Origin of the sequence: Saccharomonospora sp. CUA-673 (assembly GCF_001942305.1) — a bacterium.
In the GTDB taxonomy this organism is placed as follows: domain Bacteria; phylum Actinomycetota; class Actinomycetes; order Mycobacteriales; family Pseudonocardiaceae; genus Prauserella.
In genome coordinates this window covers 25315-38193 of record NZ_MKKE01000022.1, presented here as the reverse complement: position 1 = coordinate 38193, position 12879 = coordinate 25315, and the positions used below count along the sequence as shown (strand labels likewise).

The window sequence follows — 12879 nt, the reverse complement described above, 5'->3', positions numbered from 1 at the left end:
CGTCGATCAGCTCCCGCGCCTCAGCCCACTGCCCTGGCGAAGTCTCCGAGTGATCCACCCAGGTCCTTCAACGCCGAACCGGCATTGCCCCATTCGCCCACGCTCTGCACTCCCGCGAGACCGCCTCCGGCGTATCCTGCGACGTCCTTGGCCGCCCCTGTCGTCTCGTTACCGATGGCCATGTCCAAACCGGACGGAACCTGGCCCCCGAGGCTCAGCGTGTTCTGTGTGACCTTGGCGATCGTGTCGGCGTTGCCACCGACCGACCCTGCCATCTTCTCACCGAACGCCCCCATCAGTTTCGCTGGTTCGGCGACCTTTCCAGCTTCCTGCAACATCACCTTCCCGCCGGACATGGCCGCTGGTGCCAGGCCATCGACGACCTGTAGCGAGTCGGTGGCGGTCGCCAGGCCCTTGGACACGGCTCCTACGCCCGGAAGTACACCGAGTGCGTCCGCACCGAGGCCGACCCACGCTGACGGTTCATCCCACTTGCCTTCCTTGACCATCTCACCGCCGTGTGCGGCGAGGGCGATACCACCCGCGGCGAGTGCAATCGGCCCGGTTACCGGAGCCAGCACCGGGATGAAGGACAGTGCGCCCGCGACGGCGGAGATCATGCCTGCGACGTCGCCGATCTCGCCGAGGTGGTCCATCACCCAGTCGCCGGCCGAGGCGAACGCGTCGCCGATCGACTCGAAGAAGCCCTTGTCCGGGGCGAGCTCGGCGGCGCGGTTGAGCGCCTCGGCGCACGTCGCCCCGTCCTGGTTCCACGTCTCCATCAGCTGCTCGGCCTGCCGGCGGATCTGCTCGACCTTGCCCCACGCCTCGCCCGCGGCGCGGTTCGCGGCCGCCGCCGCTTCCGCCTTCTGGTTGACCTGCGACTGGGCGGCCTGCGCCGACGCCGGACTGCCATCGTGCATCACCGGCGTGTTCGCCGAGGCGTTCGCCTGCTGGGCGGCGGCGTCGGCCTGTTCGGCCCCCTCCTTGGCCCGCTTCATCGCCTCCTCGAGCTCGCCGGCCCGCTTCTGATGCTGTTCGAGCCGGTCGGACCAGGCGCGCAGCGCCTTGCCGGCGTCCTTGAGCGAGGTATGCGCGCTGTCCAGGTGTCCGGGCAGCTCGCCGAGCTTGTCCGCGAACGCCTGCGACGCCTGTCCCTTTCACACGTCCTTGTTCTGCTGGACCGACACCAGCACCTCGTGCGCCTCGCCGGCATAGGTGGCCGTGTCGGACATCTGCGACGCCAGCTCGCGCACGGTCCCGACGTTGCCGCGCGCCGGGTCGAAACCCAGCGCCGGGTACTTGCCCTCGCTCACCGGCTTCCCACTCCCGCTTGCTCGAGTCCGGCTTCCATCTTCGTGAGGCTGTCCCGCAGCTGGTTCTCGACCTCGGTGTAGTTCTGCTTCGCCTTGTCGACGCCCTCGCGAATCTCGCCGATCGCCTCACGCAGCTTCTCGAGACCGTCCTCCCAGTCGTCCCGGAAGTCGCCGCAGGCTCGTCGAGCTCGTCGGGACCGATCTTGTCCGGTCCGACGTTTTCGAGGCGTTTCGTCGCGTTCTCGATGTTTTCCGCTGTTCGGTCCAGATTCTTTCCCAGTGCGTCGAGGCCGCCGATATCGACCTCGAAGTCCGAATTCGTCACATTTCCCCCTTTGGTTCAGGTGTGCGGGCAGCCTAATGATTCCGCCGTGGGGAATTCCAGGATTCCGGGGAAACGGCCGACGTCGACGGCCGGGCCTGCGCTCGGGGCGCGCACGTCCCGCTATGTGGTCTTCGTATGCTGGATGTCGTGAACTGGACTGTGGACGTCCCCCTCGACGCCTTGCCCTCGCTGCCCCCGCTGCCGACCGACCTGCGCGGACAGCTCGACGACGCGCTCGCCCGGCCTGCTGCCCAGCAGCCCGAGTGGCCCGACGCCGACAACGTCAAGGGTGTGCGGTCGCTGCTCGAGAGCGTGCCGCCGATCACCATGCCCGCCGAGGTCGACCGGCTGCGTGAGCGGCTGGCGATGGTCGCGCGCGGCGAGGCGTTCCTGTTGCAGGGCGGTGACTGCGCGGAGACGTTCGAGTCCAACACCGAACCGCACATCCGGGCCAACCTGCGCACGCTGCTGCAGATGGCCGTGGTGCTCACCTACGGCGCCAGCCTCCCGGTGGTGAAGGTCGGCCGCATCGCGGGGCAGTACGCCAAGCCGCGTTCCAAGTCGACCGACGCGCTCGGCCTGCCCGTCTACCGCGGCGACATCGTCAACTCGCTGGCCGCCGAGCCCGAGCTGCGCGTGCCCGACCCCGGTCGCATGATCCGCGCCTACGCCAACGCCGGCGCCGCGATGAACCTGGTGCGCGCGCTCACCGGCGCGGGCATGGCCGACCTGGCCCAGGTGCACGACTGGAACAAGGACTTCGTGCGCACCTCGCCGGCAGGCGAGCGGTACGAGGCGCTCGCCGCCGAGATCGACCGGGGCCTGCGGTTCATGTCCGCGTGTGGAGTGCAGGACAGCTCCCTGCACAGCACCGAGATCTTCGCCAGCCACGAGGCGCTGCTGCTCGACTACGAGCGCGCCATGCTGCGCCTCGACAAGCCCGGTTCGCCCGACGCGCAGCTGTACAACCTGTCGGCGCACTTCCTGTGGATCGGCGAGCGGACCCGTCAGCTCGACGGTGCGCACATCGCGTTCGCCGAACTGCTGTCCAACCCGATCGGCCTCAAGATCGGCCCGACGACCACGCCGGAACAGGCCGTCGAGTACGTCGAACGGCTCGACCCGCGCAACGAGCCCGGCCGGTTGACCCTCATCTCCCGCATGGGCAACGGCAAGGTCCGCGAGGTGCTGCCCGACATCGTGGAGAAGGTCGAGAGCTCCGGGCACAAGGTCATCTGGCAGTGCGACCCGATGCACGGCAACACCCACGAGACGTCGAACGGCTACAAGACCCGCCACTTCGACCGGGTCGTCGACGAGGTCCAGGGCTTCTTCGAGGTGCACAACCGCATCGGCAGCTACCCGGGCGGCATCCACATCGAGCTCACCGGCGAGGACGTCACCGAATGCCTCGGCGGCGCCCAGGACATCTCCGACCTCGACCTGGCCGGACGCTACGAGACCGCCTGCGACCCGCGGCTCAACACCCAGCAGTCGCTCGAGCTCGCATTCCTCGTCGCGGAGATGCTCAAGGCCTGACCCGGCCGCCGCGCCCCGCCCGCACACGCCGGGCGGGGCGGGGTGTCACACCTGCTGTTGCAGCAGGGCCATCGACTTGCCGACCGCGTCGGCGAGCGAACCGACGTCGCGACCGCGTGCCCGTTGGCCTGCAGGCCGATGTGGATCCCGTCGCGGTAGGTCGCCACGGCGATCCCCACCGACTGGTGCGGCGCCAACGGCACGAACGGATACACCTCGCGCAGCCGCGCCCCGTCCAGCGACAGCGGCACGCTCGGCACCGGAACCGTCGTGACGACCGTGTCGAACAGCAACGGCGCCGCGTGGCCCGCGGCCTTCGCCGCCAGCTGGTGCACCGCCGACGGCAACCGGTTCGCCAGCACCGGCAGCGCGCCCGCGCCGCGCGTGGGCCCCGCTTCCTTGTTGCGCTGCATCGACTCGCGCACCTGGCGCAGTCGCTCCACCGGATCCTCGAGGCCCACCGGAAGGTCGCACAGGTAGCCCGACAGGCTGTTGCCGGCCTGGCGGCGTTCGCGTCCGCGCAGGCTGACCGGGATCAACGCGCGCAACGACCGTGCGTCGGCCCGCTGTCCGCGGTTGACCATCCACTCCCGCAGCGCGCCCGTCAGTACGGAGAGCACGACGTCGTGGGTGCTCCCACCGTGGGCCGCCCGGATCGTGCGGATGTCCGATCCGGACAGACGCACCAGGCCGACCCGGCGGCTCGGCGAGTTCACCGTCGCCGTCGGCGACAGCGGATACGGCCGGGCCGACGTGACGATCGAGCCCGCGATGCTCGCCGACTCGGCGGCCTGGCCCAGCATCGTCGCCGCGGAGTCCGCCACCGCGCCGAGCGGGGACCGCTGCTGCGGCACGACATCGGCGTCCGGTTCCGGCATGCGCCGCTGCACCGGCAGGGTGATGTCGTCCAGCAGCGCCAGGCCGAGTTCGACCGCGCCCATGCCGTCGGTGAGCGCATGGTGGAACTTCACCAGCAACGCGAACTCGCCGTCCGGCAGGCCGGTGACGATCTGCGCGCTCCACAGTGGACGTTTCGGGTCGAGCGGTTCGGCGATCCAGTGCTGGGCGAACGTCGCCAGGGGGTCCGCTGCGTACCGGTCGTAGAGGCGGCTCACCGCGACGTGCCGGTTCGGGTCGAACGACGGGTCGTCCTCCCAGCTCGCACCGCTGAACGGCAGCAGACCCGTGCGCACCCTGCGGCGCAGCCGCGGCATGCGCGCGGCGCGGTCGGCGAGCAGCTCGGCGACGCGTTCGGCGCTGAAGTCCCGACGTGGTCGGAAGGTCGCGACCGCTCCCATGTGCATGGGTGTCGCGGCGTCCTCCAGGCAGAGGAAAGCCATGTCGAGCGCGCTGAGCCGCTGCGAGTCTGTTCCTGCCATCGGCGTCTCCCCGGGCGATGGTGGGTGTGCGGGCGCTGGCCGGTCTCCATGCGTTGTCGGTCAGTGCATCAGATGTGCATGACACGGGCGTGGTCGTGGTGTTACCGACCCGGAAACGCCAGGCAGGGAAGGTTCTACACCTTCCGTTGTCGTTGTCGGCACGTGGTGCGGGCGACTTGAGCGGATGCGTGCGGAGTCACACCGTCCGGTCGCGGCGGGTGCGACGTGGTTCACGGCAGCGTCTCGAGATCGACCTCGCTGCCGGGTTCCACGCGCGTGCCCGGTTCCGGGTTCTGCCCGACGACGAACGTGAAGCGGTCGCGTCCCCAGCCACGGCCCGGCGGGCCCTCGTCCTCGCCCTCGTCGCCGCCGCCTGCGACGCGCAGTCCGGCGTCCGACAGCAGCTGCCGGGCGTCGTGCAGCGGGCGGCCCTGGACGTCGGGGACGTCGACGGCGTTCGAGACGTACACCCCGACGCGCTGGCCCTGGTCGAGCGTCTCCTCGCCCGCGGGGTCGGTGCGCACGACGTGCCCGCCCGCGACGTCGGCGTTGAACTCCTCACCGGCGTCGTAGGGCTCGAAACCCGCCTCCTGCAACGTGGTGAACGCCTGATCGCGCGGCATGCCAGCCACGGACGGCACGGGTGTCGGCTCGGGTCCCTTCGACAGCACGATCGTGACGTTGGCGCCGATGTTGACCTGCGTGCCCGGCTGCGGGCTGACCGAGATCACCGCGCCCTGTTCGACGTCGGCGCTGTACTCGTCGGTGCTCTCGTCGTGGTGCGGCGTGAGCTCGGCTTGCTCGATGGCCTCGCCGGCCTGCTCCAACGACATGCCGGACTGGATGTCGGGCACGACCGGCCTGCCCAGCGACATCATCACCGTCACCTGGTCGCCCTGCAGGCACGCGCGCCCGCGGGCGGATCGGTGCGGACGCTGGTGCCCGCGGGAACCGTGTTGTGCCGTTCCTCGCCGAACGTGGGCGTCAGTTCGGCCTGCCGCAACGCCTCCGCAGCCTGCTGCCGGTCCATGCCGGAGATGTCGGGCACGTCGACGTAGCGGCCGGACAGGAACCACCACGAACCCGCGCCGACGCCGCCGATGAACAGCAGCGCGACGACGAGCCACAAGGCGAGCCACGGACTGCGGCGCCGGTTCTGCGGCTCCGCGTCGTCCGGGGGAGCGTCGGCGGCCTCCGCCTGCGCCGCCGACCGCGGCAGCGCCTGGGTGCCGGAACGGGGCAACGCCTGCGTTCCGGTCGGGCCGCCGGCGGTCGGCGCGGTGACGGCCTGCAGCGACGGGACGGTCTGCTCGGCGTCGGTCTCCGCCTGCGGCGGCGGTGGGGGAACGGGCACGGCCGTCGGCACGATCCCCAGGCTCTCGCGCACCTCGCGCAGCTCGGCGAGGAACGCACCGGCGTTCGCGGGCCGGGCCTCCGGATCGCGCCGCGTCGCGCGGTACACGAGGTTGTCGAGCGCGGGCGGCAGGTCGGCGCGGTGCGTGCTCGGCGCCGGGATGTCGTCGTTGACGTGGCGGTAGGCCACGGAGATCGGCGTGTCCCCGGTGTAGGGCACCTGCCCGGTGAGCATCTCGTAGAGCAGCACGCCCATCGAGTAGACGTCGCCCGCCTCGCCCGCCGAACCGGTCGTGACCTGCTCCGGAGACAGGTACGCGACGGTGCCGAGGATGACGCTGCCGGTGGTGTTGCCGCCCGCGGCGACCGCGCGCACCAGGCCGAAGTCGCCCACCTTCACCACGCCGCCGCCGGCCGGGCCGCCGCGGCCGATGAGCACGTTCTCCGGCTTGACGTCGCGGTGCACCAGGCCCGCCTCGTGGGCGGCGGCCAGGGCCGACAGCACGTTCTCGGCGATCGTGAACGCCACCGGCAGCGTGAGCGCGTCCCGCTGGTCGAGCAGGTCCCGCAGCGTGCCGCCGTCGACGAGCTCCATCACGAGGAACGCGCGTGCCTGCTGATCGCCGGGCGAACGGTCGAAGCCCTGGTCGTGCACGGCCACGACGTGCGGATGGTGCAGCTTCGCGGCCGAACGGGCCTCCCGTTCGAAGCGTTCGACGAAACTGCGGTCGTCGGCGAACCGCTCGTCCATGATCTTGATCGCGACCGGGCGGTCGAGGCGCGTGTCGAGGCCGCGGTAGACCGCGGACATGCCGCCGCGGGCGAGGAGCCCGTCGACCCGGTATCGCCGGTCGAGCAGGGCGCCCACGAGGGTGTCGTCCGTCCGTGTCACACCCCGGGATCCTACGGACGCGCCGAACATCACCCGTCCGGTGTCCCCGGTACGTCGTCCGCCGGCTGACCCCTGGCGCAGGGCCGGATATGGCACAGTAGTGCGCGTGAGTGCGATCCCCCTGGCTGACGATGTGCTCGGCGCCGATGTGGCGGTGCTTTCCGCGGCCGAGGTAGCGACGAGACTGAACGTTGCGCAGAACAAGGTCCGGCAGATGCTCCGCGACGGCCAGCTGATCGCCGTCCGCCGCGACGGCGAACTGATGATCCCCGAGGTGTTCTTCCGCGAGGACACCGTCGTGAAGGGCCTGTCCGGCACCATCACGGTGCTGTCCGACGCCGGATTCAGCCGCACCGAGATGCTGCGGTGGCTGTTCGACGAGGACGACACCCTGCCCGGCACCACCCCCATCAACGCGCTGCGCAGCAACCACGGCACCGAGGTCAAACGCCGCGCCCAAGCCATGGCGTTCTAACCAGCCGTGTCAGCACCCGACGTCGCCGTGTCAGCGTTTCGCGTCGCCGTGTTGGCATCCGGCGTCGCCGTGTTGGCGTTTCCGGGACGCAGCAGCAGGAACAGTGCGGTCGCCACGAGCTGAAACCCGGCCGAGACGAGCAGGCAGGTCAGCACGGACTGGGTCGCCAGCACGCCGGCGAGCGCGGTACCACCGGCCATAGCGGTGATCTTCAGGCTCGCGCCGAGGGTGAACACGCGGCCGCGCACGGCCGCGGGCGAGTCGCGGTGCCTGATCCTGATCAACGCCGTCAGCTGAGGACCCTGCCCCAGCCCGGACAGCAGGGCCGCCGCCACGACCCACCCCGCGCCGGGCAGGGCCGCGAGCGCCGTCGCGACCGCGAGGGCGACGGTCGTCGCTCCCAGCAGCGTGTCGGCGCCGATCGCGTCGGGCCTGCGAGCGAGGACGGCGTTCGCGCCCAGGCCGCTCGCCGCGACGGCCGCGAGCAACAGCGCACCGCGCCCCTCCGAGCCCAGCCACGCCGCGCCCAGCAACGGGCACGCCACGACGAACATGCCGACCCCGGCGAACGACACCATCGACACGACCGTCGCCCGCAACAGTGCCCGGGTCGTCACGATCGTCGACAGTCCTTCGGCGAGCGCCGTGCGCAGTCGCACGGGTGGTCCGGCGCGCGGACGGGCAGTCGCCACGCGGGGACCGTCGCGATCGCGACGAGCACGACCGCGGCCACCACGGCGGTCGCGCGCCCGCGACCTCGGCGAGCACGCCGGCCAGCGCGGGTCCTGCGAGCGCCGCGCCACCGAACGTCATCGCGTCGAGAGCAGTGGCCCGCGGCAGCGTCGCCGCCGGGACGGTGCCGGGCAGCTGGGCCGTCCAGGCGCCGCGACGGCGGGGGCGAACAGGCCCGCGGCGACCGCGACCGCGACGACGGCGACGAACGGGACGGCGAACGGGACGGCGAACGGGGCGCCGAGCAGACCGATGACCAGACCGAGTCCTGCTGCGTAGCCCGCCAACGTCGCCGCGAGCAGCCTGCCGGGTCGCGTGCTGCCGTCGAGCAGGGCGCCGAGGACCGGACCGCCGATCGCCGCGGACGCCGTCAGTCCCGTCACCAGCGCCGATGCTGCGCCGACCGAGTCCATGGCGGCCAGGCCCGCGAGCAGGATCGCGGGGGTGGCCATCTCGTCACCGGTACGGGCGGCCGTGGCCCCGGCGAGGTACCTCGGAAAGCTGTAACGCCCTCCCATCAATGAGACGTTACAATCAGCCTATGGGTGCGTTCAATGCCCGGTGATGCCATGCCGTTCGACGCGATCGCGCGTGCCGCCGACCTCCTCGTCGTCCTCGACGGGTCGCCGACCGTCGGCGACGTGACGGCCGTGCTGGTCGAACACGGCGAACGGGAGCCGTTCGAACTCACGGCCGACGACGTCGAGGCGATGCGCATGGTCGCCCCGCAGCTGCGCGAGGTGTTCGCCGCCCCGTCGACGCCTGCCGCCGTCGAACGGATCAACGCCCTGCTCGCGCGGCATGCCACCCCGCCGCGGCTCACGTCGCACGGCGGCCGGCATCCGTGGCACCTGCACGCCGACCGCGACGACGACGGCCCGATGGCCGAGTGGCTGTTGACGTCCACGGGGCTGGCGATGGCGTTCGTGGTGGCCCAGTGGCAACGCCGGCCCGGCGGGATCTGTGCTGCGGACCGCTGCGGACGGCCGTTCGCCGACACCGGCGGTGGCAGTCCGCGGCGCTTCTGCTCGCCGCGCTGCGCGACCCGCGCACGCGTGGCCGCACACCGCCGCAGCCGGCGACCGCGGTGACGCCGCCTCGGCATCGCCCGGACGTCAGCGGGTCTGTGCCTCGCGCCAACGTTGCGGTGTGCTGCCGTAGCGGGCGCGGAAACGGCGCACCAGGTACGACGCGTCCCGCAGGCCCGTACGCGCCGCGATGACGCCGAGCGGCAGGTCCGTCTCGCGCAGCATCCTGCGGACCTCGGTCAGCCGGCGTTCGGTGATCCATTCCAACAGCGGCCTGCCGGTGCGGCGGCGCAGCAGCGTCGTCAGATGGCCCGGGGTGTACCCCAGGGCGGCCGCGACGTCGGCCGCGGAGATCGGCTCCCGGAACGTCTCCTCGATGCGGTCGAAGACCCGCTCGACCAGGGCATCCCTGGCGTCCGGGCGGGGTGGGGCCAGGCGTGCCCCGTCGATCAGGACCCGCGTGAGCAGGCTTGCCACCGCCTCGCGCGCCCCGAGGCGTTCCGGCGCGGCGAGCTCGGCGGCCAGGTCGGCCAGATGCCGGGACCACCGGTCCCGGTCCCGTTCGGGGACGAGCACCGACTCGGCGTCCGGGGCGAACAGCGCCAGCAACGGATGCCGCGTCCACATCAACGGCGACACCGACGCCAACGCCGGCACCGCATCCGGCGTGAACGCCACCGACCAGCGCCCGGATGCTCGCCTCCCGACCCTGCCGCCGGCGGGGGACCCGGTGTGACGACCTGACCGGGCAGCAGGGCGTGCACCTCGCCGGCCCGCAGCGCACGGACCTCGCCATCGACCTCGATCGCCCCGACGTCCTGCTCGACGTAGGTCAGGACGAGGAAGTCGTGGGCATGACTGCGGGCCGGTGGGCCGGCCGCCCGCTCGGGTGCAGGGTTCTCGGGCATCGGGTACTCGGACGCCGCGGGTCCGCCGGTGCCACCGAACCGGGTCACCGTCACGGCGGGCATGCCCGTCGGCTGCGCGTACCGGTAGACCGGGGTGCCGTCCGGGCGGACCGTGCGCAGCTGCCGGACGCCGCCCTGCCGCGCAGCAACCGAAGAATGTGCCATGCCCACCAACGTATGTCCTGCGCGCCGGCCGGGGAATGTCCAATCCTGGAGTCAACAGGCACCGGCGACACCGAGCCGGTGACGTTCCGCCCAGGGGAGCAGCCCATGAACGAGGTACGCATCGTCGACGCACGCACCGACGAGGAACGCGACCGGCCGTTCCTGCCCGGCATGGGCAGGTCGTGGCTGATGCCGATCTACGACGTCTTCTCCCGCGTGCTGCGTGCCGGGCAGCTGCACCGGCGGGGCGTCGCCGCCGCGGGTGTCGCGCCGGGGGAGACGGTGCTCGACGTCGGCTGCGGCACCGGCAACCTCGCGCTGGCGCTCCTCGAGGAAACCCCGGACGCGCAGGTCACCGGGCTCGACCCGGACGGTGGCGCGCTGCGCACGGCTGCCGGCAAGGCGCGCAGCGTCGGCGGTCGCTCACCCTCGTGCAGGGCTACGCCGACCGGCTGCCCGCCGACGACGGCGCGTTCGACCACGTCGTCTCCGCCCTCGCCCTGCACCATCTCCCCGACGAGCAGCGCACGGCGTTCGCCCGCGAGGCCCGCCGGGTGCTCCGGCCCGGCGGCACCGTGACGATCGTCGACTTCGGCGGCCACGGCTACCTGACCGAGGCCGGTCACGAACACAACCACGGACACGGCCCCCATCACGGCCACCATCACGGCCGCCGGTGGCGCAGGAAAGCGGGGCACGAGAAGACGGCGAACAATGCCGGCGATGTGCTCGTCGAGCTGCTCTCCGGCGCCGGATTCGCCGACGCCGGCGAGCTCGGGCATATCGACCGTTCGTTCGGTCGCGTCAGTATCGTGCAGGCCCGTGCCTGAGCGGGCTCAGCCGTTCTGGGCGTCGCGCCAGGCGAGCCACTTCCGCAGCGTGCTCAGGTCGTAGTCCGGACCGCCCGCGTCGACGGTGAACAGCGTGATGCCGAGGTCGAGCAGGGCGTTGCCCGAATCGGCCGGGTCGCCCTTCACGCCGACGGACCGTTCGATCTCCGCGGGGTCGCGGCCGACGTCGGCGCAGTGCTGGTCGAGGATCGACAGCTTCCGCTTCGCCACCTCGACGTCGCCGAACCCGTGCCAGATGTTCGCGTGCTTGGCCACCAGCCGCAGCGTCTTCTTCTCGCCGCCACCGCCGATGAGCACCGGGATGTCGCGGGTCGCGCCGGGTTGAGCTTGGCGAGCCTGCTCTCGATCCGCGGCATGGCCTCGGCCAGGTCGGCGAGCCGGCCGCCCGCGGTGCCGAACTCGTAGCCGTACTCGTCGTAGTCCTTCTGGAACCATCCGGCGCCGATGCCGAGGATCAGCCGGCCCCCGGAGATGTGGTCGACCGTGCGAGCCATGTCGGCGAGCAGATCCGGGTTGCGGTAGCTGTTGCACGTGACGAGCGCGCCGATCTCGATGTCCGACGTCTGCTCGGCCCACGCGCCCAACATCGTCCAGCACTCGAAGTGCAGACCGTCGGGGTCGCCGTACAGCGGGTAGAAGTGGTCCCAGTTGAACAGGATGTCCACGCCGAGTTCCTCCGCCTCGGCTGCGGTGCGGCGCATCGTGTCGTAGTCGGCGTGCTGGGGCTGCAGCTGGAGTCCAATTCGGACGTTCCTGGAGGTCATGCTTCCAGCGTAGTCACGAATGCGCGGGCAGCAACGTGTGCGATCCGCCCGCCGGGCCGGTCCCTCAGTGGGTGCGCTGCGTGGCCTTCACGGCGAGCGCGGTGAGGCTCTTCGGCGCGGGGTCGGCCAGCTGCGCGTCGTCGAGCGCGGTGAGCGCGGAATCGGTGAGCGTGTCGATCCGCCGTTCCACCTCGGCCACGGCCCCGACGTCGGTGAGCAGTTCCCGCACGCGGTCGACGTGCTCGTCGGTCAGGTCGGGTGTGCCGAGGGCGGAGTCGAGCACGGCCGTGTCGGTGCCGCGTTCGCGGGCCAGCTGCAGGCCCAGCGCCACCAGCAGGGTGCGCTTGCCCTCGCGCAGGTCGTCGCCCGCGGGCTTGCCGGTGACCGACGGGTCACCGAACACGCCGAGCAGGTCGTCGCGCAGCTGGAACGCCACGCCGATGTCGCCGCCGAACGTCAGCAGCGGGCCGACGACGTCCTCGCCCGCACCGGCCAGCGACGCGCCCAGGTGCAACGGACGCTGCACCGTGTACGCGGCGGTCTTGAGCAGGTTGATGCGCAACGCCGCATCAACCGACTCGTCACCCGTGGCCTGCGTGCGCACGTCGAGATACTGACCGGCCATCAGCTCCGAACGCATCGACCGCCACGCGGGCCTGGCCCTGCGCAGCACGTCGGCGGGCAGCGGGGCGTCGGCGAACATGTCGTCGGCCCACGCGAGTGCGAGGTCGCCGATCAACACGGCCGCCGCCAACCCGAACTGGTCGGGCGAGCCCAGCCAGCTGCTGCGCGCGTGCTCGGCGGCGAACGCCACGTGCACCGTCGGCGATCCGCGCCGCGAGTCGGACGAGTCGAGCACGTCGTCGTGGATCAGCGCGCACGCCTGGATCAGCTCGAGACTCGACACCGCCTGCAGCACGCCCCGCGTGTCCTCACCGGCGGGGTCGCCGCCCGCGCCGCGCCACGCCCACCACGCGAACGTGGGACGCAGTCGTTTGCCGCCGCCGAGCACGAAATCGCGCAACGTGTCGGTGGCGCTGGTGAAGGCGGGTTCGGTGCGGACGATCGTCGCGGCCGCGCCGTCGAGGAAGTCGGTCAGCGCCTCGCCGATGCGCGCGGGCAGGTCGGCGTCGAAGTCGGGCTGGCTCATGG

Annotated in this window: 11 protein-coding genes and 5 pseudogenes; 6 read left to right on the top strand and 10 right to left on the bottom strand. The window is 71.7% G+C overall.

Annotated features, from left to right (window positions below; all coding sequences use genetic code 11):
* Window positions 1-20: 20 nt before the first annotated feature.
* Window positions 21-1001 carry a hypothetical protein gene (locus BJF85_RS11430; protein ID WP_075847224.1) on the bottom strand — a complete coding sequence of 327 codons (981 nt, stop codon included), beginning with the start codon at window positions 999-1001 and terminating at the stop codon, window positions 21-23.
* 159 nt (window positions 1002-1160) lie between these two features.
* The gene (locus BJF85_RS27960; protein WP_158056901.1) at window positions 1161-1316 is read right to left on the bottom strand and encodes a hypothetical protein; all 156 of its coding nucleotides are present in this window, start codon (window positions 1314-1316) and stop codon (window positions 1161-1163) included.
* Between the two features lie 460 nt (window positions 1317-1776).
* Here BJF85_RS27960 and BJF85_RS11425 point away from each other — a divergent pair, with 460 nt between their 5' ends.
* On the top strand, window positions 1777-3180 hold the full coding sequence (locus BJF85_RS11425; RefSeq protein WP_075847222.1) for a class II 3-deoxy-7-phosphoheptulonate synthase: 1404 nt from the start codon (window positions 1777-1779) through the stop codon (window positions 3178-3180).
* 45 nt (window positions 3181-3225) lie between these two features.
* On the opposite strand, the pseudogene BJF85_RS11420 reads toward BJF85_RS11425, so the two are convergent.
* Both BJF85_RS11420 and BJF85_RS11415 read right to left on the bottom strand, forming a co-directional pair.
* Window positions 3226-4484 (bottom strand): annotated as a pseudogene (locus BJF85_RS11420) (wax ester/triacylglycerol synthase family O-acyltransferase).
* Between the two features lie 305 nt (window positions 4485-4789).
* Window positions 4790-6804 (bottom strand): annotated as a pseudogene (locus tag BJF85_RS11415) (PASTA domain-containing protein).
* A gap of 106 nt (window positions 6805-6910) precedes the next feature.
* On the opposite strand from BJF85_RS11415, the gene BJF85_RS11410 reads away from it, so the two are divergent.
* Complete coding sequence (locus BJF85_RS11410; RefSeq protein ID WP_075847530.1) at window positions 6911-7279, top strand: Rv2175c family DNA-binding protein; 369 nt, start codon at window positions 6911-6913, stop codon at window positions 7277-7279.
* Here BJF85_RS11410 and BJF85_RS30025 read toward each other — a convergent pair.
* Together BJF85_RS30025 and BJF85_RS30020 are read right to left on the bottom strand one after the other, a co-directional pair.
* A complete protein-coding gene (locus tag BJF85_RS30025; RefSeq protein ID WP_255375569.1) occupies window positions 7276-7971 on the bottom strand; it encodes an MFS transporter in 696 nt (231 codons plus the stop codon). The genes BJF85_RS11410 and BJF85_RS30025 overlap by 4 nt on opposite strands.
* A gap of 117 nt (window positions 7972-8088) precedes the next feature.
* Window positions 8089-8529: a hypothetical protein gene (locus tag BJF85_RS30020; protein ID WP_255375567.1), complete on the bottom strand. Its 441-nt coding sequence runs from the start codon at window positions 8527-8529 to the stop codon at window positions 8089-8091.
* A gap of 36 nt (window positions 8530-8565) precedes the next feature.
* Between BJF85_RS30020 and BJF85_RS11395 the strand changes: the two genes are divergently transcribed.
* On the top strand, window positions 8566-9102 hold the full coding sequence (locus BJF85_RS11395) for a CGNR zinc finger domain-containing protein (protein ID WP_255375566.1): 537 nt from the start codon (window positions 8566-8568) through the stop codon (window positions 9100-9102).
* A 24-nt stretch (window positions 9103-9126) separates the two neighbouring features.
* Here the strand turns inward: BJF85_RS11395 and BJF85_RS30015 are convergent, their stop codons facing one another.
* A complete protein-coding gene (locus BJF85_RS30015; RefSeq protein ID WP_255375565.1) occupies window positions 9127-9717 on the bottom strand; it encodes an AraC family transcriptional regulator in 591 nt (196 codons plus the stop codon).
* Complete coding sequence (locus BJF85_RS11385) at window positions 9666-10112, bottom strand: hypothetical protein (protein WP_075847216.1); 447 nt, start codon at window positions 10110-10112, stop codon at window positions 9666-9668. Before BJF85_RS11385 ends, BJF85_RS30015 begins: the two co-directional genes overlap by 52 nt.
* Between BJF85_RS11385 and BJF85_RS31370 the strand changes: the two are divergent.
* From BJF85_RS31370 to BJF85_RS30000, 3 genes and pseudogenes are all read left to right on the top strand, one after another.
* Window positions 10104-10478 (top strand): annotated as a pseudogene (locus BJF85_RS31370) (methyltransferase domain-containing protein); the annotation flags it as partial. The gene BJF85_RS11385 and the pseudogene BJF85_RS31370 overlap by 9 nt on opposite strands.
* A gap of 65 nt (window positions 10479-10543) precedes the next feature.
* Window positions 10544-10645, top strand: a pseudogene (locus BJF85_RS30005) (class I SAM-dependent methyltransferase); the annotation flags it as partial.
* Window positions 10646-10666: 21 nt separating this feature from the next.
* Entirely contained in the window at window positions 10667-10942 is a 276-nt protein-coding gene (locus BJF85_RS30000) for a hypothetical protein (protein ID WP_255375590.1), read from the top strand.
* 6 nt (window positions 10943-10948) lie between these two features.
* On the opposite strand, the pseudogene BJF85_RS11375 reads toward BJF85_RS30000, so the two are convergent.
* Together BJF85_RS11375 and BJF85_RS11370 are read right to left on the bottom strand one after the other, a co-directional pair.
* A pseudogene (locus BJF85_RS11375) lies at window positions 10949-11727 on the bottom strand (LLM class F420-dependent oxidoreductase).
* A gap of 64 nt (window positions 11728-11791) precedes the next feature.
* Complete coding sequence (locus BJF85_RS11370; RefSeq protein WP_075847214.1) at window positions 11792-12877, bottom strand: polyprenyl synthetase family protein; 1086 nt, start codon at window positions 12875-12877, stop codon at window positions 11792-11794.
* Window positions 12878-12879 lie beyond the last annotated feature (2 nt).

What these genes read in the sequence shown, in the direction of transcription:
- BJF85_RS11370 (WP_075847214.1), bottom strand. Translation starts at nt 12,877, where the DNA reads ATGAGCCAGCCCGACTTCGACGCCGACCTGCCCGCGCGCATCGGCGAG.
- BJF85_RS11430 (WP_075847224.1), bottom strand. Translation starts at nt 1,001, where the DNA reads ATGAAGCGGGCCAAGGAGGGGGCCGAACAGGCCGACGCCGCCGCCCAG.
- BJF85_RS11385 (WP_075847216.1), bottom strand. Translation starts at nt 10,112, where the DNA reads ATGGCACATTCTTCGGTTGCTGCGCGGCAGGGCGGCGTCCGGCAGCTG.
- BJF85_RS30020 (WP_255375567.1), bottom strand. Translation starts at nt 8,529, where the DNA reads ATGGGAGGGCGTTACAGCTTTCCGAGGTACCTCGCCGGGGCCACGGCC.
- BJF85_RS11395 (WP_255375566.1), top strand. Translation starts at nt 8,566, where the DNA reads ATGCCCGGTGATGCCATGCCGTTCGACGCGATCGCGCGTGCCGCCGAC.
- BJF85_RS11425 (WP_075847222.1), top strand. Translation starts at nt 1,777, where the DNA reads ATGCTGGATGTCGTGAACTGGACTGTGGACGTCCCCCTCGACGCCTTG.